General features: G+C 61.8%; 20 protein-coding genes and 2 tRNA genes. 13 read left to right on the forward strand and 9 right to left on the reverse strand.

What is annotated here, in order from left to right:
* Window positions 1-135: 135 nt before the first annotated feature.
* Window positions 136-1047: a MerR family transcriptional regulator gene (locus tag SU48_RS10615; RefSeq protein ID WP_082869747.1), complete on the forward strand. Its 912-nt coding sequence runs from the start codon at window positions 136-138 to the stop codon at window positions 1045-1047.
* A 165-nt stretch (window positions 1048-1212) separates the two neighbouring features.
* On the opposite strand, the gene SU48_RS10620 is transcribed toward SU48_RS10615, so the two are convergent.
* Complete coding sequence (locus SU48_RS10620; protein WP_231881605.1) at window positions 1213-1920, reverse strand: EAL domain-containing protein; 708 nt, start codon at window positions 1918-1920, stop codon at window positions 1213-1215.
* Window positions 1921-2154: 234 nt separating this feature from the next.
* Between SU48_RS10620 and paaI the strand changes: the two genes are divergently transcribed.
* Both paaI and SU48_RS10630 read left to right on the forward strand, forming a co-directional pair.
* Entirely contained in the window at window positions 2155-2550 is a 396-nt protein-coding gene (gene paaI / locus SU48_RS10625) for a hydroxyphenylacetyl-CoA thioesterase PaaI (protein WP_064015235.1), read from the forward strand.
* 96 nt (window positions 2551-2646) lie between these two features.
* Window positions 2647-3216 (forward strand): single-stranded DNA-binding protein, encoded by a 570-nt coding sequence (locus tag SU48_RS10630; RefSeq protein WP_064015236.1) that lies wholly within the window; start codon window positions 2647-2649, stop codon window positions 3214-3216.
* Between the two features lie 91 nt (window positions 3217-3307).
* On the opposite strand, the gene SU48_RS10635 is transcribed toward SU48_RS10630, so the two are convergent.
* The 3 genes from SU48_RS10635 to SU48_RS10645 all read right to left on the reverse strand — a co-directional run bounded on the left by SU48_RS10635 (window position 3308) and on the right by SU48_RS10645 (window position 5380).
* Entirely contained in the window at window positions 3308-3766 is a 459-nt protein-coding gene (locus tag SU48_RS10635) for a pyrophosphohydrolase domain-containing protein (RefSeq protein WP_064015237.1), read from the reverse strand.
* A 170-nt stretch (window positions 3767-3936) separates the two neighbouring features.
* Window positions 3937-4395: a hypothetical protein gene (locus SU48_RS10640; RefSeq protein ID WP_064015238.1), complete on the reverse strand. Its 459-nt coding sequence runs from the start codon at window positions 4393-4395 to the stop codon at window positions 3937-3939.
* Window positions 4396-4786: 391 nt separating this feature from the next.
* Complete coding sequence (locus tag SU48_RS10645) at window positions 4787-5380, reverse strand: metallophosphoesterase family protein (RefSeq protein ID WP_064016000.1); 594 nt, start codon at window positions 5378-5380, stop codon at window positions 4787-4789.
* A 275-nt stretch (window positions 5381-5655) separates the two neighbouring features.
* On the opposite strand from SU48_RS10645, the gene SU48_RS10650 reads away from it, so the two are divergent.
* Both SU48_RS10650 and rocF read left to right on the forward strand, forming a co-directional pair.
* Window positions 5656-6210 (forward strand): GNAT family N-acetyltransferase, encoded by a 555-nt coding sequence (locus tag SU48_RS10650; RefSeq protein WP_064015239.1) that lies wholly within the window; start codon window positions 5656-5658, stop codon window positions 6208-6210.
* 112 nt (window positions 6211-6322) lie between these two features.
* On the forward strand, window positions 6323-7222 hold the full coding sequence (gene rocF / locus SU48_RS10655) for an arginase (RefSeq protein ID WP_064015240.1): 900 nt from the start codon (window positions 6323-6325) through the stop codon (window positions 7220-7222).
* A 70-nt stretch (window positions 7223-7292) separates the two neighbouring features.
* Here the strand turns inward: rocF and SU48_RS10660 are convergent.
* From SU48_RS10660 to SU48_RS10670, 3 genes are all read right to left on the reverse strand, one after another.
* A tRNA-Met gene (locus SU48_RS10660) sits at window positions 7293-7369 on the reverse strand.
* Window positions 7370-7450: 81 nt separating this feature from the next.
* Window positions 7451-7526: transfer RNA gene (locus tag SU48_RS10665), tRNA-Ala, on the reverse strand.
* A gap of 101 nt (window positions 7527-7627) precedes the next feature.
* Entirely contained in the window at window positions 7628-8311 is a 684-nt protein-coding gene (locus tag SU48_RS10670) for a TrmB family transcriptional regulator (RefSeq protein WP_064015241.1), read from the reverse strand.
* A gap of 250 nt (window positions 8312-8561) precedes the next feature.
* Between SU48_RS10670 and SU48_RS10675 the strand changes: the two genes are divergently transcribed.
* The 8 genes from SU48_RS10675 (at window position 8562) to SU48_RS10710 (ending at window position 14304) form a co-directional block, all read left to right on the forward strand.
* Window positions 8562-9242 carry an urease subunit gamma gene (locus tag SU48_RS10675; protein ID WP_064015242.1) on the forward strand — a complete coding sequence of 227 codons (681 nt, stop codon included), beginning with the start codon at window positions 8562-8564 and terminating at the stop codon, window positions 9240-9242.
* A 105-nt stretch (window positions 9243-9347) separates the two neighbouring features.
* Window positions 9348-11054, forward strand: coding sequence for an urease subunit alpha (ureC, locus tag SU48_RS10680; RefSeq protein ID WP_157451149.1), 1707 nt, complete (start codon window positions 9348-9350; stop codon window positions 11052-11054).
* On the forward strand, window positions 11054-11629 hold the full coding sequence (locus SU48_RS14185) for a hypothetical protein (RefSeq protein WP_157451150.1): 576 nt from the start codon (window positions 11054-11056) through the stop codon (window positions 11627-11629). Before ureC ends, SU48_RS14185 begins: the two co-directional genes overlap by 1 nt.
* A gap of 108 nt (window positions 11630-11737) precedes the next feature.
* Entirely contained in the window at window positions 11738-12178 is a 441-nt protein-coding gene (locus SU48_RS10690; RefSeq protein ID WP_064015245.1) for a hypothetical protein, read from the forward strand.
* A gap of 4 nt (window positions 12179-12182) precedes the next feature.
* Entirely contained in the window at window positions 12183-12524 is a 342-nt protein-coding gene (locus tag SU48_RS10695) for a hydrogenase maturation nickel metallochaperone HypA/HybF (protein WP_064015246.1), read from the forward strand.
* A gap of 9 nt (window positions 12525-12533) precedes the next feature.
* Entirely contained in the window at window positions 12534-13193 is a 660-nt protein-coding gene (hypB, locus tag SU48_RS10700; protein WP_064015247.1) for a hydrogenase nickel incorporation protein HypB, read from the forward strand.
* Window positions 13160-13648 carry an urease accessory protein UreE gene (gene ureE / locus SU48_RS10705; protein ID WP_231881606.1) on the forward strand — a complete coding sequence of 163 codons (489 nt, stop codon included), beginning with the start codon at window positions 13160-13162 and terminating at the stop codon, window positions 13646-13648. The genes hypB and ureE overlap by 34 nt, the downstream gene beginning before the upstream one ends.
* Window positions 13645-14304: an urease accessory protein UreF gene (locus SU48_RS10710; protein ID WP_064015248.1), complete on the forward strand. Its 660-nt coding sequence runs from the start codon at window positions 13645-13647 to the stop codon at window positions 14302-14304. Before ureE ends, SU48_RS10710 begins: the two co-directional genes overlap by 4 nt.
* Before the next feature lie 11 nt (window positions 14305-14315).
* On the opposite strand, the gene SU48_RS10715 is transcribed toward SU48_RS10710, so the two are convergent.
* Window positions 14316-14783 carry a DinB family protein gene (locus tag SU48_RS10715; RefSeq protein ID WP_064015249.1) on the reverse strand — a complete coding sequence of 156 codons (468 nt, stop codon included), beginning with the start codon at window positions 14781-14783 and terminating at the stop codon, window positions 14316-14318.
* Complete coding sequence (locus tag SU48_RS10720) at window positions 14783-15268, reverse strand: DinB family protein (protein ID WP_064015250.1); 486 nt, start codon at window positions 15266-15268, stop codon at window positions 14783-14785. The genes SU48_RS10715 and SU48_RS10720 overlap by 1 nt, the downstream gene beginning before the upstream one ends.
* Window positions 15269-15291 lie beyond the last annotated feature (23 nt).

A 15291-nucleotide genomic window follows, 5' to 3' on the forward strand; every position in this document is an offset into this window, starting at 1 on the left:
GGCGGCAGGACTTGACCTTCCCCCAAGGGCAGACCGCACACTGAGGTCAGCCGCAATCCCGTACCTGTTGCCACTCACCTTGTTCGGCTTCGTCTTCGACTCATCGCAATTTTTTCACCTCCGGGGGAAGGCAGCATGGCGGCACACACAGACGCAGAAGCGACAGTCAGTGATTTGGGCGCTCAGACCAACATGACCATCGGCGCATTCTCGCGCCTCAGTCGGCTGAGTCTGAAGGCGCTGCGGCTCTACGACGCGCTGGGGCTGTTGCCGCCCGCACAGGTTGACCCGGCCAGCGGCTACCGCCTGTATTCGGCGCAGCAATTGGAACGGGCGCGGGCCATCGGGCTGCTGCGGCAATTGGAGTTGCCCTTGCCCCAGATTCAGAGCCTGCTGGACGCCCCACCTGCCCAGCGCGGCGCGATGCTGCACGCCATCTGGCAAGAGCTGGAGCACCTGCATCAGCAGAGAAGAGCTTTGGCCGAATACTTGATCCGGCAGACCTACAAACAACGACAGGAGGCAGCAGAAATGACCCAAACAGACTCATTGCCCGTGCAGCAACGCCAAGTGCCCGAACAGCGTTTTGCCACGCTGACGCGCCGGGTGTACGTAGACCAACTGAGCGACGTGATTCGGCAGGGGCTGGGGCAGTTGCACGCGCTGGCAGGCCCGCAGGCCACCGGGCCAAGCGTAGTGATCTATCACGGAGAGGTGAATGCCGACAGCGACGGCCCCATAGAGATGTGTGTGCCCTACGCGGGAACGCTGACCGCCCCAGACGGCGTGACCCTGCGAACCGAACCCGCCCACGCCGAAGCCTTCGTCACGCTGACCAAACAGCAATTCCAGTTTCCGGCCATTCTGCACGCCTACGACGCGGCAGACGCCTACGCCAAAGCACATGGAACCTCTGGCCCGCTGGCTTGCCGCGAGGTCTACCACACCGACTGGGACGCGGCGGGCGAAGACGATCTGGTGGGGGATGTGGCCCGGCCTTTTCTTCCGGCTGGGCGGGAGTCTGACGAGCTGAGGAGCGAAGCCTAAGGGGCTGAGTCTAAAGGTCTAGGGCCTAAGGTGTTGGGGCGGGTTCGGTGGCTGGGTGGCCTCTCATCCTCACCGCTCTAAACGTCTCGCCGGGGCCTGCTGTTCTTAGACCCTTGACCCTTAGACGCTTTTCCTCCATCCAGCACCGTTCCCCTACAACGCCCCTCAGTCCACCGCCACACGCGCCACCCAATCCGCACTCAGGCAGGCCGAGTACACATCGTCGGGTACGGGCGGCAGGGCCTCAAAGGCGGGCCGTGCAAAGTAGTAGCCCTGCATATAGGTGATGCCCAGCGACAGCAGACAGCGGGCTTCTTCCACGGTTTCGACGCCCTCGGCAATGACCATCAGGCCCACTTTGGCGGCGAATTGGGCCAGATGATCCACCAAGTTGGAGCGCCAGTGATCCCGGTCTAGGCCACGAATGACCGCCATATCCACCTTCACGATGTCGGGGCGCAGGGCCAGCAGCAGGCCGGCGGTGGCGTGCCCCGCACCGTAATCGTCCAGTGCCGTGACAAAGCCGTAGCCCCGGTAGGCATCGATAATTCGGCGCACACGGGCCTCATTCAATACCGATTCGTGCTCGGTAATTTCAAAAATCAGTCGGTCTAATGGAAAACCCACTTCTTGCGCCGTTTGAAGGGTGGCACGAATACAGGTGGCCGGATCGTATACAGCATTTGGCAAGAAGTTGATAGACAGCCGCGTGTGCATGCCCACACGGGCCGCCGCGCGAATAGCCGTGACGCGGCAAGTCTGATCGAAGTGATACATGTTTTCCGGCGTGACTTGAGCAAAGACCCAAGCCGCAGGTTCTCCGTGCGGGCCGCGAACAAGTGCCTCGTAGGCATACACTTCACGCTTAAGCACATCAACGATAGGCTGAAAGGCCATACTTAATGGAAGAGCTTGCTCAGATGAAACCAAACAGGCCGCGCATCTATTCTGCTGATTGCTCAAAGACATGACTGAACCAACACCGACATAGCGAACAGGATAACGTCAAATGGCCTGAACGGTACATAAATCCACCTTTAGTTTAAGGGGGCACACCCTGACAAACATTGCCGAGCTAGGGGGGCGTGGAAAGCTTAGTCTACAGGCATGACTTATGCTGCCATGCTGGGAATGACCGTGTTGCAATCTACGCCGCAGCGCACGCACCTGACGCTGGCGGTATCGGGCGCGGGCCTGAACATGCACGGCACGGCGCACGGCGGCCTGTTGTTCAGCCTCGCCGACGAAGCGTTTGCCGTGATCAGCAACCTCCAGGCGCAGGCGGTAGCCGTAGAGACCCACCTCAGCTTTTTTCGGGCCGCGCAGGAAGGCGACGTGCTACACGCTGTTGCCACGCCCGAACGGGTGGCCCGCACACTGGCGACATACCGGGTAGAACTGCGGCGGGGCAGTCCTGAAACGGGCGACCTGTTGGCCCTGTTTCTGGGGACGGTCTCGCGGCGGGAACGGGAAGCCAACACAGCCGAACCATCCGGCGCTTGAAGGCCTAACGCGGGACAGAACTGTTCCCTGTCCCTCTGGCATTTTCGCGTCGCCTGTGTTATGTTATTTACGTAGTTAGCCATCTCAGGAGGTCTTATGTTGCATATCGAATTCATTACCGATCTGGGTGCGCGGGTCACGGTAGACGTGGACAGCGCCGACAAATTGCTGGATGTTCAGCGTCAATACGGGCGCTTGGGCTGGACGAGCGGCGAGTTGCCGTCGGGCGGTTACCAGTTCCCCTTCGACAACGAGGCCGACTTTGATTGGGCGCTGTTGGGCGCACGCAAATACACCACGCCCGAAGGCGAGGAAATGGTGTACCACAAAGGGCACGGTTACCGCCGCCGCGAACTGGAACCCGTGGACAGCCGCAAAATGAAGCTGCCCGCCGCCGTGAAGTACAGCCGGGGAGCCAAAAACAGCGACCCAGACCACGTGCGCGAAAAAGCCGATGGCGAATTTGAATACGTGACGCTGGCGATTTTCCGGGGAGGCCGCCGCCAAGAGCGGTACGCCGTTCCCGGAGGTGCAGCCGCCAACGCACCCCGAGCCGCCGCAGCCCCCGCCCAAGCCGCCCCCCAGCGCCCCCGCCCGGCCCCCACCGCCGCGCCCAGAGCCACCGGAGCAGCAGTGGCGGTAGCAGAGGAAGAAACGCCGTTTTAAGCAGCTTCAGGCGCACCGTCTGACTCGCAAAACCAGCAGCACACCACCAGAGGGGGCAACCCCTCTTTTTGCTTTTCTAGCCCCTTGACCCTTAGACGCCCTCCCCCGCCCCCGCAATCACCGCCCGCACATCGGCAGGCTGCCAACCTTCGGGCTTCAGCTGCTTGCCATCGGCGCGTTTGGGGCCAGTGGTTTTGGTCAGGTTGGCCCGGTGAACCTCGGCGAAAATGGCGTCGGCATCCAGCCCCAGCGCGTCCAGAGCGCCGTAGGTGACGTACAGCAGGTCTGCCAGTTCGTGCGCCAGCGGGGCAAGTTCCAGCGGGGCGGGCGCGGGGGCTTCGGCAGCATCCAGACGGGTCTTCAGCGACTCGAATTCCTGCTGCACCTCGGCCCATTCCTCGGCGATCAGGGTACGGCGCAGGGCCAGCAGTTCAGGGGAAGGGACGGTGGGCTGGGAGGGCAACTTCAGGCCGATAGCGCGGTGAAACTCGCGTAATTTGGCAGCGTTGGAAAGTGGGAGAGAAGGGGCAGGCCCGGAGGTGACAGACATGGGGCAGATGCTACCCGCTGGGGCGGAGGGAGGGCGTCTAAGGTTAGAGGGCTAAGGGCAGGTCAAAGGCCTCACCGTTCCGCCTTGCAGCCCCGGCAGAGGAGGCCGCCCAGCGACGCACCCGCCCCAGCACCTTAGACCCTTAGACGCTGCCCCAGCAAACCCAGCCCTCAGCGCCGCCCCTCCACCACCCTGTCTGTCAGCGGCAGCGACGCAGACAACACCGTTTCGCTGGCGGGCATCACCCGCACATTCACCGCCAGATTCAGGTCACGGCGAACACAGATCGCGGCTTTGGTGTTGCACACGAACAAAGGACCGCTGAGCCGCGCCGCATACAGGCCGGGGCGCACGTTCGGCGGCACAGGCACGCGCAGCAGCAAGGGCCGCAGCGAACCGAAATAGCTCTTAAACTCGGGCTGGGTATGAACTGCGCCACTGGGAGCGCCCGCCGCGCCGCCCCAAGGCGTATACAGCGTCAGGCGGTTGGGCGCGGCTCGGTTCAGCAGCACTTCCTTCAACGGAAACGTGACCGTGAGGCTCACGGCAGCCCCCGCATGGGCCGTGACCTGCGGAACGGGCGCGGCAGGAACCAACAGCGATACGGCGAGCAGGGGCGGCAAGAACACAGCGGCAGAGTAGCAGCCCCGTTCTGTCGGGTTCATACCAAAAAATCAGGAGCCGCTAGGGACTCCTGAAGTTGTGTCGTGTTGTGGCGGGTGGCGGGACTCGAACCCACCTGCGGCCTACATTCGGCCCGCTCGCGCGCCCGTTGGTACAGAGGTGGGCGTCTCCCTCCGGCCCTTAGTCTGTCAAGACTGTTCTGTGCAGAGCGAACACTACAAGGAACTCATCGCTCAGGGCCGTGAAAAAGTATAGGGGTCAATTGTCAGGGTTACATGTGCCGAATGTACAGACGCCTTAAGCTATTTGGCCGACGGTGGGGGTAAGAAATGGGGGTGGGAGGGGCGACAGGCGTCTAAGGGTCTAGGGTCTGACGGCTTAAGAAAGGCTTGCCGCTCACAGCTCCAGCAGCCTGTACCCGTACACGTTGACCACTTTCGAGCCGCTTTCTTCGTCGGTGTAATCCTGCTTTTTACCCTCGTACTCGTGGATGTGACCGTGAACCACGAGGCGGGGGTGGCGCTGGCGGATGAAGCGGGAAATGGAATCACAGCCCCGGTGAGCATAATCGAGGCCCGCGTGTGGCCCCAGCGGCGGCGCGTGCGTGAGCAGGATGTCCACGCCCCGTCTGGCCCGCCACGCCAGCATGCCCAGTCCCATGCGGCCCTCGGTGGCGCTGTACTGGCCCGCGCCGTCTTTGCGGTAGCGGGGAGCGCCGCCCCAGCCCGCGATTTTTAGGCCTGCTTCTTCTACCACGCGGCCATGTGCGTTGATCACGCCACGCGGCGGAATGCGCCCGTCGCCCTCGTTCACGTACTCGTTTTCGTGGTTGCCGTGCACGTACACGATGGGCACGGTCAGGGTACTCGCCAAGAATTCGAGGTAATACCCCGGCAAGTCTCCGGCGGCCAGTACCAGATCGACGGGCGGCGCTCCGTGCGGAAAACCTTCGCGGTACACGAAAGGATGCACGTAGTCGGCCAGCAGCATCAGGCGCTTGGTGGGCGCGGCAGACGCCGAAAGCGCCGTGTGCGGGTCTACCGTTTCGCCGGGCAGAGTGGAGGGGGTGGGGGTGGGCGTATCGATCATGAAAAAAGAGGGAAAACAAAGTCAGTGCCGAAGCCGGGGGAAAAGAAGACCGCGCAGGAGCGGAGGCTGAGTTGCTGTTCTCTGGAGTCTAGCGCCGAACGGCCCCGCACAGGCCCAAGCATCTAGCCGGGATAAAGGCTGGACGAGACACGAACCCAGCCAGTACGCTCGGACTCATGAACGTTCTGACCACCCCGCGCCTATTTTTGACGCCCCTGACCCGCGCCCTGATGTGGCGGCGGATGTCGGCGGAAGGCCAAGCTGGATTTGACGCCGCTGTAGACGGGCCAGCTGGAAAAGTGACGGTTCATTTGCCTGCCGAATGGCCCGGCGATTTTTTGCCGATGTTGCCTGTACTGCTCGACAGTGGGGCCGAGGTAGTCGACAGCAATTTTGTGGCGATAGAACGCGCCAGCCTCTGCGCCGTGGGGCAACTGGGCACCAAAGGATTTCCGGATCGGACAGGCAAAGTCGAGATCGGGTACGGCCTGACTCCGCAGGCGTGGGGGCGTGGGCTGGCAACCGAGGCGGTGGGGGCACTCCTGACCTCCCTCGGTCAGCGCCCAGACGTGAGAACCGTAATCGCACACACCCTGCACACCAACGTGGAAAGCCACCGCGTCCTTATCAAACAGAATTTTGAGCGCACCGCGCAGGCGTGGGATGAAGAAGATGGCGATTTGTGGGTGTGGACTTGGCGCGGCCTGACCACTTCACACACAGGCTCATGAATATACACCTGAATATTCAGACTCCGTGTACTGCAGCCCTTTAAGCCCCATACGCCGAAAATATTGTTGCAGACGCAAGGCATAGTCCCGTTTAAGCTCTAAGCTGGTCTGTATGAATGTGTCTATTTTGGGGATTCCGATGGATTTGGGCGCTGGTCGCCGGGGTGTAGATATGGGCGCTTCGGCCCTCCGCAACGCGCACTTGTCGCGCACCCTGCGTGAGTTGGGGCATACCGTACACGACTTGGGCGACGTGCCCGTCGCTATTCCCGAAACGATGGACAAGCACATCGAAAGCGGACTGGTGTTTCTAGACCCGATTGTGCAGGCTTGCCGCACCACCGCCGAGCGCTTGGCGGCCCTGCCAGACGACGTATTTCCCCTGACACTTGGCGGAGATCACTCGGTCAGCATGGGCACGGTCACGGGTAACGCCCTGCGCGGAAACGCGGCAGGCACGCGCATGGGCCTGATCTGGGTGGACGCCCACACCGACTACAACACGCCCAGCAGCAGTCCCAGCGGCAATATTCACGGCATGCCGGTGGCCCACCTGACTGGGCGCGGCGACCCCGAACTCGTGGGACTGGGCGGCGGCTGGAGCCTACGCCCCGAAGACATCGTGATGATCGGCATTCGCAGCGTAGACCGCTTCGAGCGCGACTTGCTGCGCGAGGCTGGAATCAAGGCCTACACCATGAAAGACGTAGACCAGTTGGGCATCACACGGATCGTGGCAGAGACGCAGGAGCGCCTGTCGGACACGGCCCGCCTACACGTGTCCTTCGACGCCGACGCCCTTGACCCCAGCGTGGCCCCCGGCGTGGGCACCCCCGTTCCCGGCGGCCTGACCTACCGCGAGGGCCACCTGCTGATGGAACTCCTGTCGGATTCGGGCCGCGTGACCAGTATGGATATCGTGGAGGTGAACCCGGTGCTGGACGTGCGGAACCAAACTGCCGAGGTGATGGTGAGCATGGCGGCCAGTCTGTTAGGGCAACGGATTTTGTAGCACAGGGCCTTCCTAAAATTCAGACAAAAAAGCCCCGTTTTGACACGGGGTTTTCTGTTCCTAATTTTTGTGGTGGCGATGCGCGGACTTGAACCGCGGACCTAACGATTATGAGTCGTTCGCTCTAACCAGCTGAGCTACATCGCCTTAGGGTGGTGCGTCCTGCCAACTGTACACTGATGCTTATGCAGTGATAAAAGTTGCCCCGCTGTTGGGCGGGGCCGACTTTGGTGGAGCTGAGCGGGATCGAACCGCTGACCTTCTGAATGCCATTCAGACGCGCTCCCAGCTGCGCCACAGCCCCTCACCGTATTCTCTTGCTCGCCTCTTGTGCCGCTCTCAAGGCTCAGCTAGGTTAACAGCGAGATTCGAACTTGTCAACCACCAGCGTAAAACGCATTCTGCCTAAGGCGCAGGCGGCGCAGAAACCCCGTGCTGGGCAGCCAAACGCACGTAGCCCTCGATCAGGTGAATGATGACCGGATTGTGCGTGTGGACGCCGTGCGCGTCACCGACGCCGCCCTCTTCTATGAAGTGTGCCACCAACGCCGCCTCACCGTCGCGGGCGAGCAGGAAGGCCTGCTGTCCGGCGGCGGCAATGGAGGGCAAATTGGTCAGCACCGTGCGGTGAAGCTCTACGCCGCGTGGGGTCAGGCGCTCCAGCCGGTCAGCCAACGCCGCGTCTCCGGCCATGTAGACGCTGCGGCGGGCATTCAGGGTCAGGTCTTCGCACAGGCTGCGAATGGCGGCCTCGCCGTACAGGTGGTATACGGCTTCGGGGGCCGGATCGGGGGCGAGGCGCGACAGATCACGGTCTAGGGCACTGAGGCGGTCATCGAAGGATCGGCGCGAGCGGGCCAAGTACTCGCGGGCGCTGAGGGGCGCGTATTCCAGCGGATTCTGGCCTACTTTGGCCGCCAGCCCACGCCCCTCCAAGCGTTCCAGCGTCTCGTAAATCTTGGGGCGAGGAATGCCCGCTTGCCGCGCGACACGGGCAGGCACAGCCCGGCCCAGCGCCAGCAGCGCGGTATAGGCGCGGGCCTCGTATTCGGTCAGGCCCAACGCTTGGAGGTGAATCACGGCGCTCATCTGAGAGTCAGCATAAAGGATGACGGCGGCCTATCCCCCACACGAACACAGACAGGTAGGCGGGTGAGTCAGACCGGATGCTATATACACGCAGCCTGTCTGTCAGATGGAATACAACCAGTCGCAGAAACAGGACGTTTGCCTGTATCGTCAACAGTTGATTGCATCCTGCTTAGAAACCCGGCGACAGAATGCAGACGCGGCGGCATAAGCTGATTTCTACAGACCTGTTCACCCCCAAGGAGCCTGCGTGAAACTGACTGAACGCGAACGCGACAAACTGTTGATTTTTACGGCGGCTGAGGTGGCCCGCAGGCGTAGGGCACGCGGCCTGAAGCTGAACCATCCGGAGGCGGTGGCGTACATCACGGCGGAAGTGCTGGAAGGCATCCGCGACGGGCGGCGCGTGGAAGACCTGATGGGCTGGGGCGCGACGCTCCTGACCGCCGACGACGTAATGGACGGCGTGCCGGAACTGATCCACGATATTCAGGTAGAAGGCACCTTCCCCGACGGCACCAAGCTGGTCACTATTCATGACCCGATTCGCGGGGGCCACAGCGGGGTCATCGCGGGCGAATACCTGCTGCAAGACGGCGCAATAGAGTTGAATGCGGGCAAACCTGTGACCGTGCTGATGGTTGCCAACACCGCAGACCGCCCGATTCAGGTGGGCAGCCATTTTCATTTTTTTGAGGTGAACGCCGCGCTGAACTTTGACCGGGCCGCCGCCTACGGCCAACGCCTGAACATTCCCGCCGGAACCGCCGTGCGCTTCGAACCCGGCGAGGAACGGGAAGTGGAAGCCGTGCCACTCGGCGGAACCCGCAGCGTGTACGGCATGAACGCACTGGTGAGCGGCGATTTGGACTCGGAACGGGAACGGGCACTGGAGCGGGCCAGGGCGGGCGGATTCAGGGGGGCAGAGTGATAAAGGGCAACCCCCCGTTGCTTCGCAACGCCCCCCCTTAGAGGTGGGGAGCAAAACCAATCGGTCTCGTCTCACTCGCCTACACCGGGCAGAGGGGTCTGTTTGATGAGGATTTCCCGCAAGCAATATGCCGACCTGTACGGCCCCACCACCGGAGACCGGGTGCGCTTGGGCGACACACAACTGCTGATCGAAATTGAGCGCGACCTGACCACCTACGGCGAAGAAGTGAAATTTGGCGGCGGCAAAGTCATTCGGGACGGCCTCGGCCAGAGCAGCACCGCTACCCGCGCCGATCCGAACGTGCCCGATCTGGTCATCACCAACGCGATCATTCTGGATCACTGGGGCGTGATTAAGGCCGATGTAGGCGTGAAGAACGGGCGGATTACGGCGATTGGCAAGGCGGGCAATCCCGGCACGCAGGACGGCGTCAGTCCGGGCCTGACCATCGGGGCCAGCACCGAAATCATCGCGGGCGAGGGCCACATTCTTACGGCGGGCGGCGTGGATACCCACATTCATTTTATTGCGCCGCAGCAGTGCTGGACGGCATTGGAATCGGGCGTGACCACCATGATCGGCGGCGGCACTGGCCCCACAGCGGGCACAAGCGCCACCACCTGCACCCCCGGCGAGTGGCACATTCACCGCATGTTGGAAAGCTTGGCGGGCCTGCCGCTGAACTTTGGACTGCTGGGCAAGGGCAACGCCAGCACCAAAGCGCCGCTGGCCGAGCAGATTCGGGCCGGGGCGCTGGGCCTCAAGCTGCACGAGGACTGGGGCACTACGCCCGCCGCAATAGATGCCGCCCTCAGCGTGGCCGAGGATTTTGACGTGCAGGTGGCGATTCACACCGACACTCTGAACGAATCGGGCTTCGTGGAAGACAGCATCCGGGCCTTCGCGGGCCGCACCATTCACACCTTTCATACCGAGGGCGCAGGCGGCGGCCACGCGCCCGACATTATCCGGGTGGCGGGGCTGCCCAACGTGTTGCCGTCTAGCACGAACCCCACCATGCCGTTTACCGTCAATACCATCCACGAACATCTGGATATGCTGATGGTCTGCCACCACCTCAGCCCGCGCATTCCCGAAGATGTAAGTTTTGCCGAAAGCCGGATTCGGCCCGAAACCATTGCTGCCGAAGACGTGCTGCACGATCTGGGCGTGTTTTCCATGATGAGCAGCGATTCTCAGGCGATGGGGCGGGTGGGCGAGGTGATTACCCGGACGTGGCAGACGGCGCACAAGATGAAGCTTCAGCGCGGCGCACTCCACACGGACACCCGCGCCGACAACTTCCGCGCCCGGCGCTATATCGCCAAATACACCATCAATCCGGCCATCGCACACGGCATCGCGCACGAAGTCGGCAGCATCGAAGTGGGCAAACTGGCCGATCTGGTGCTGTGGAAGCCTGCCTTTTTCGGCGCAAAAACGGCCATGATCATCAAGGGCGGTTTGGTGGTAGCCGCGCAGATGGGCGATGCCAACGCCAGTATTCCCACGCCGCAGCCCGTGTACCCGCGCCCCATGTTTGCCGCACACGGCGGCGGAATGGACGCCACCTGCCTGCATTTCGTGTCGGGCATCAGTCTGGAACTGGGCCACTTGCCGGACGTGGGCCGCCGCTACAGCGCCGTAGCGAATACGCGCAGCATCGGCAAGGCCGATATGATTCTGAACGCCGGGACGCCGCAGATCGACGTGAATCCCGAAACCTATGAAGTGCGGGTAGACGGCGAACTGGCAACGTGTGAACCGCTGGACGAACTGCCGTTGGCGCAGAAGTATTTTTTATTCTGATGTGGCACGATGCCTTCCCCGCCTGCTCTGTCAACGGCTCGATTGAGCCGCCTGTTCCCTTCGGGCATCTGGGACTTAGAGGAGCCGTTCCGCAGAAGTGCGGCACCTGCGACTTCCTGTTTGAAGGCTCATGCACAAGAGCTGCCGAAAGAATTGGCCGGTACCTGAACTTAGATCATGGGTTCTGTGGCATCGCTGGGCCAACCCACCCAGTCTTCTTTGACCACAAATACTTCACTTCAAAGGTGACGGTTCCTAAGAAATGTTCTACCTGTCGCTATCTGCAAATAGACATGGTTCGGGGGCTTAAATGCGGCAAAGACACTCATATCTGGGGTGACTTCCCACGCTCGCTAGATTGGGGAACGTGGCATCCCGATTACATTTTTGTTGACCTCCCCTTCCCAAAAATCACCACACGTTTGATGGGACAAACTGTTCAGGAAAGTGACTTGATCGCCTTCATCAAGGAGTATCGCCGCGTAAATGCAGGGAGTTCTATGGCTGAAGCCAAGGAAGATTTCCACTGGCTCCAAGAGCAGCAGGAGGCCATGCGCTCCCTCCCGAAAGAATGATGCCGCCGCCCTCAATCCCACTACTCCGGCCCACAGCGACAGCAGGTAATCTCGTTAAAAATAATCACCGCTGGCGTAAAAGCATTTCCTATGCTGAGGTAAACCCAAATGTCCATCTTCACTGAGCAGAAATTAAAACTTTTGGCCCAAAGTGCCCACCACAGCCCCCGCCTTGCAGAATGGCTGGAGCGCGTCCTTACCGAAGGGCCGGGAGATTACGACTGGATGCTGACCGCTGAAGGCTTCTATACGAATGACCAGATTCCCTTGTTTGAAAACATTCTGGCCGAAATAGAAGATCAGGGAACGATCTATCCGGCGACGTTGGTAGCCGTGCCTGTTTTATGTCAATTGCCGAAACGTTTTCCTCAGCAAGATCATTCGGTGTTGCTGGAAACACTCGATAGGCTTGAAGAAGCAAGGAGAGTCCAAAACTATGATGGGGCGGCTGTTCCTGAACCTATTCTCGCTAAATATGCCGAGGCTCTAGCTGATCTCAAGGCGAATGTGTCCAACTCCGAATCTCCCCTCTCGAACACTCTGACTTAAGCCTATGCACGAAGCCTCTATCGCCCTGTCTTTAATCGCCGTTGCCACCGAAACCATGCAGGAACACGGCGGCGGGCGAATTACGGCGCTGACGGTCAGGATTGGGCAGTGGTCAGCGGTGGTGCCCGAAGCGTTACAGGCGGCCTTTCCTGCCGCCGCCGAGGGCACGCCACTAGAGTGCGCACGCCTGAGCATCGTGCGGGTGCCGGGTGTCGGAGACTGCCCCACGCACGGCCCCGTCACGTTGGACTTGCGGCGCGGCCTGCGCTGCCCGGTCTGCGATTTGCCCACGCCCACGCTGCTTCAGGGCGATGAACTGGAATTGGACGAACTGGAACTGGACTAAAGGAGAACAATGACCATTGCCCCCCGAATCGTGACTGTGCGCCGCAACATCCTGAAGGACAATGACCGCGTAGCCGCCGAAAACCGCCACACGTTTCAGGCAGCGGGCGTGCGGGCCATCAATCTGGTCTCTAGCCCCGGCGCAGGCAAAACGGCGCTGCTGGAACGGACGTTGCAAGACCTTCGAGGGCAAGTAAGCATGGCGGTGGCAGTAGGCGACCTCGCCACCGACAACGATGCGGCCCGGCTGAGGCAGTGGGGCGCTCAGGCCGAACAGATCGTAACGGGCACCATTTGCCACCTCGACGCCAGCATGGTGCAGCAGGTGTTGCCGCGCTTCGATTTGGCCCCGCTGGACGTGTTGTTTCTAGAAAATGTGGGCAATCTGGTCTGCCCCAGTTCCTACGATCTGGGCGAGGCAGCAAGAGTGGTGCTGATTTCCACCACCGAGGGCGAAGACAAGCCGCTGAAATATCCGACGATGTTCAATACCGCCGACGTAGTGGTGATTACCAAAATGGACATTGCCGAGGCGGTGGAATTTGACCTGAACCTCTGCCGCGAGAACATAGACCGCGCCCGGCCCGGCGTGCGGGTGATCGAACTGAGCAGCAAACGCGGCGTGGGGCTAGAGCCTTGGTTCGGATTCGTGCGGGGCGAGTTGCCCTGACCCGCCTGACCGGATTACGGCGGAAGGTGTTGGCGAGCGAGCAGACCAAATCGGTGGCAGCCTCAGCCCACACCGTTGCCGTACCCATGACGGCCCTAGACCGCCGCCGGGTGCGCCGCCGCCTGACTGCGCCAAACGGGGTAGAACTGAAATTGGCCTTCCCCACTGGCACGGTCTTGGTTCCCGGCAGCGTGCTGGACAGCATTGACGGCTTGACCTACGTGGTGGCTGCCGCGCCGGAAGATGTGGCCGCCGTCGCGCCGCGCAGCATGAGTGAGGCCGCCAAAGTCGCCCACGCGGTAGGCAACCTGCACCGCGACTTCGTGGAAGATCAGGGTGTGTTTTTGGTGCTGTGGGACGCGCCGATAGAACTCCTGCTGACCCGGCTGGGCGTGCCATTTTCCCGCCAGACCCGGCCTTTTTTGGGGCGCAGCACTTGGGAGCATGAATCTTGAGCCTGCCCACCCTTGCACTCCTCCGCCTGCTGCAACTCTCCGATTCGGCCTTTCCCACCGGGGCGTATGCCTTCAGCGACGGCCTAGAAACCCTGACGGTGCGCGGAGAGGTTCGCACGGCCACAGACCTCAGCGCCTTCTTGTGCGGGCAATTGGCACATGGCTGGGGCAGGCAAGACGCGCCCGCTTGTGCGCTGGCTTGGGCCGCGACACCCACTGAGTTAACTGATTTGGACACTCTCCTCACTGATCTGAAGCTGGTACAGGGGCCACGTGAGGCCAGCCTGCGCGTCGGGGCCAACCTGCGCCGCGCCGCGCTGCATCTCTGGCCGCAGGAATTGGCCGATTTGCCCACCACGCGCCACCACGCCACCAGTTTTGGAGTCATTGCTGCCGCGCTGGGCGTGGCTCAGGCCGATGCGGTGGGCGCGTATGTGAGCGCGTGGCTGCTGGGGCGCGTCACCTCGGCCACCCGGCTGATGAAACTGGGTGGGCTGGAGGCACAACGGGCCGCACGACTGGCAGAGGACGCGGCGCAAACGTGCGTTGAGGCCGCGCTGCACGCCACGCCTGATGATTTGGGCGGTTTCTCCCCACTGCTGGATATGGCCGCCCACGAGCAGGCGGGGCTAGAAAGTCGGCTGTTTCAGACTTGAGGGCGCAAGCCTCAGCGCACGTAAAACGGCGGCGGCTCGATTCCCAGTGCCCGCAGATACACGTAGCCCTGCCCCCGGTGATGCACTTCGTTGTCGATCTGATACAGCAAAAACCGCATGGGCGATCCCCGCCCCCACGCCATGTCCTGTTCGGTGGCGAGGTACTGAGCCGAATAACTGGGAAATTCTGCGTTCAGCCGCGCCGTACCCGCGTCCCAGACGTCTAGCAGCGCTGCTTTGGTATTCGTGCGCTCGCCCGCATCCACGCCTTTCCCTGTCCAGTCGTCGTGCTCTAGGGCGTGCAGCGTGTTGGCAACTGTGCCTGCCATTTCCCAGCCCAACCTGCCGAACGGGCGCATTCCGCCGATGCTGAAACTGAACAATTGATCGTCTGGGAAAGCCTCGATCACGCGGCGAGTAAGACGGCGGTGGCCCTGCCAGTGGGCCAGCAGCGTTTCGGGGGTGAGAAGCTCCGACATCAGCGCTCCCAAAACGGCGGCGGCTCGATTCCCAACGCCCGCAGATAGACGTAGCCCTGCCCCCGGTGATGCACCTCGTTGTCGATCATGTAAAAGGCGGCAGCGGTGGGCGTCTGGCGGCCAAACGGCAAGTCTTTTTCGGTGGTCAGCAGCGCCGCAGAGGTGCCGGGAAGCTCGGCATCCAAGCGGGCCGTCAGCGCGTCCCACTCGGCCAGCAGCGCCGTGCGTTCCTGCGGCTTCGGTTCCCGGCTCATGGTTTCCGCGCCCCATTGATCGGTGTGCAGCGCATTCATCAGGTAAGTAGAGATTGTCAGGATTTCCCACGCCAGCACGCCAAACGGACGCATGCCGCCCACGCTGAAGCTGAACAGTTGATCTTCTGGGAAAGCCTCAATCACGCGGCGGGTGAGGCGGCGGTGGCCTTGCCAGTGGGCCAGCAGGCTTGCAGGCGTCAGCAACATCGGAGCAGATTCGGTCTGGGTCATAGAGCCTCCTGAGTGAAACAGAG

Source organism: Deinococcus puniceus, assembly GCF_001644565.1.
In the GTDB taxonomy this organism is placed as follows: Bacteria; Deinococcota; Deinococci; order Deinococcales; family Deinococcaceae; genus Deinococcus; species Deinococcus puniceus.

Excerpts from the sequence above, each read along its gene's own strand:
- SU48_RS10615 (WP_082869747.1), top strand. The coding sequence starts at position 136 with ATGGCGGCACACACAGACGCAGAAGCGACAGTCAGTGATTTGGGCGCT.
- paaI (WP_064015235.1), top strand. The coding sequence starts at position 2,155 with ATGACTTATGCTGCCATGCTGGGAATGACCGTGTTGCAATCTACGCCG.
- SU48_RS10630 (WP_064015236.1), top strand. The coding sequence starts at position 2,647 with ATGTTGCATATCGAATTCATTACCGATCTGGGTGCGCGGGTCACGGTA.
- SU48_RS10635 (WP_064015237.1), bottom strand. The coding sequence starts at position 3,766 with ATGTCTGTCACCTCCGGGCCTGCCCCTTCTCTCCCACTTTCCAACGCT.
- SU48_RS10645 (WP_064016000.1), bottom strand. The coding sequence starts at position 5,380 with ATGCTGCTGGCCGACTACGTGCATCCTTTCGTGTACCGCGAAGGTTTT.
- SU48_RS10650 (WP_064015239.1), top strand. The coding sequence starts at position 5,656 with ATGAACGTTCTGACCACCCCGCGCCTATTTTTGACGCCCCTGACCCGC.
- rocF (WP_064015240.1), top strand. The coding sequence starts at position 6,323 with ATGAATGTGTCTATTTTGGGGATTCCGATGGATTTGGGCGCTGGTCGC.
- SU48_RS10670 (WP_064015241.1), bottom strand. The coding sequence starts at position 8,311 with ATGAGCGCCGTGATTCACCTCCAAGCGTTGGGCCTGACCGAATACGAG.
- ureC (WP_157451149.1), top strand. The coding sequence starts at position 9,348 with ATGAGGATTTCCCGCAAGCAATATGCCGACCTGTACGGCCCCACCACC.
- SU48_RS14185 (WP_157451150.1), top strand. The coding sequence starts at position 11,054 with ATGTGGCACGATGCCTTCCCCGCCTGCTCTGTCAACGGCTCGATTGAG.
- SU48_RS10690 (WP_064015245.1), top strand. The coding sequence starts at position 11,738 with ATGTCCATCTTCACTGAGCAGAAATTAAAACTTTTGGCCCAAAGTGCC.
- SU48_RS10695 (WP_064015246.1), top strand. The coding sequence starts at position 12,183 with ATGCACGAAGCCTCTATCGCCCTGTCTTTAATCGCCGTTGCCACCGAA.
- hypB (WP_064015247.1), top strand. The coding sequence starts at position 12,534 with ATGACCATTGCCCCCCGAATCGTGACTGTGCGCCGCAACATCCTGAAG.
- SU48_RS10715 (WP_064015249.1), bottom strand. The coding sequence starts at position 14,783 with ATGTCGGAGCTTCTCACCCCCGAAACGCTGCTGGCCCACTGGCAGGGC.
- SU48_RS10720 (WP_064015250.1), bottom strand. The coding sequence starts at position 15,268 with ATGACCCAGACCGAATCTGCTCCGATGTTGCTGACGCCTGCAAGCCTG.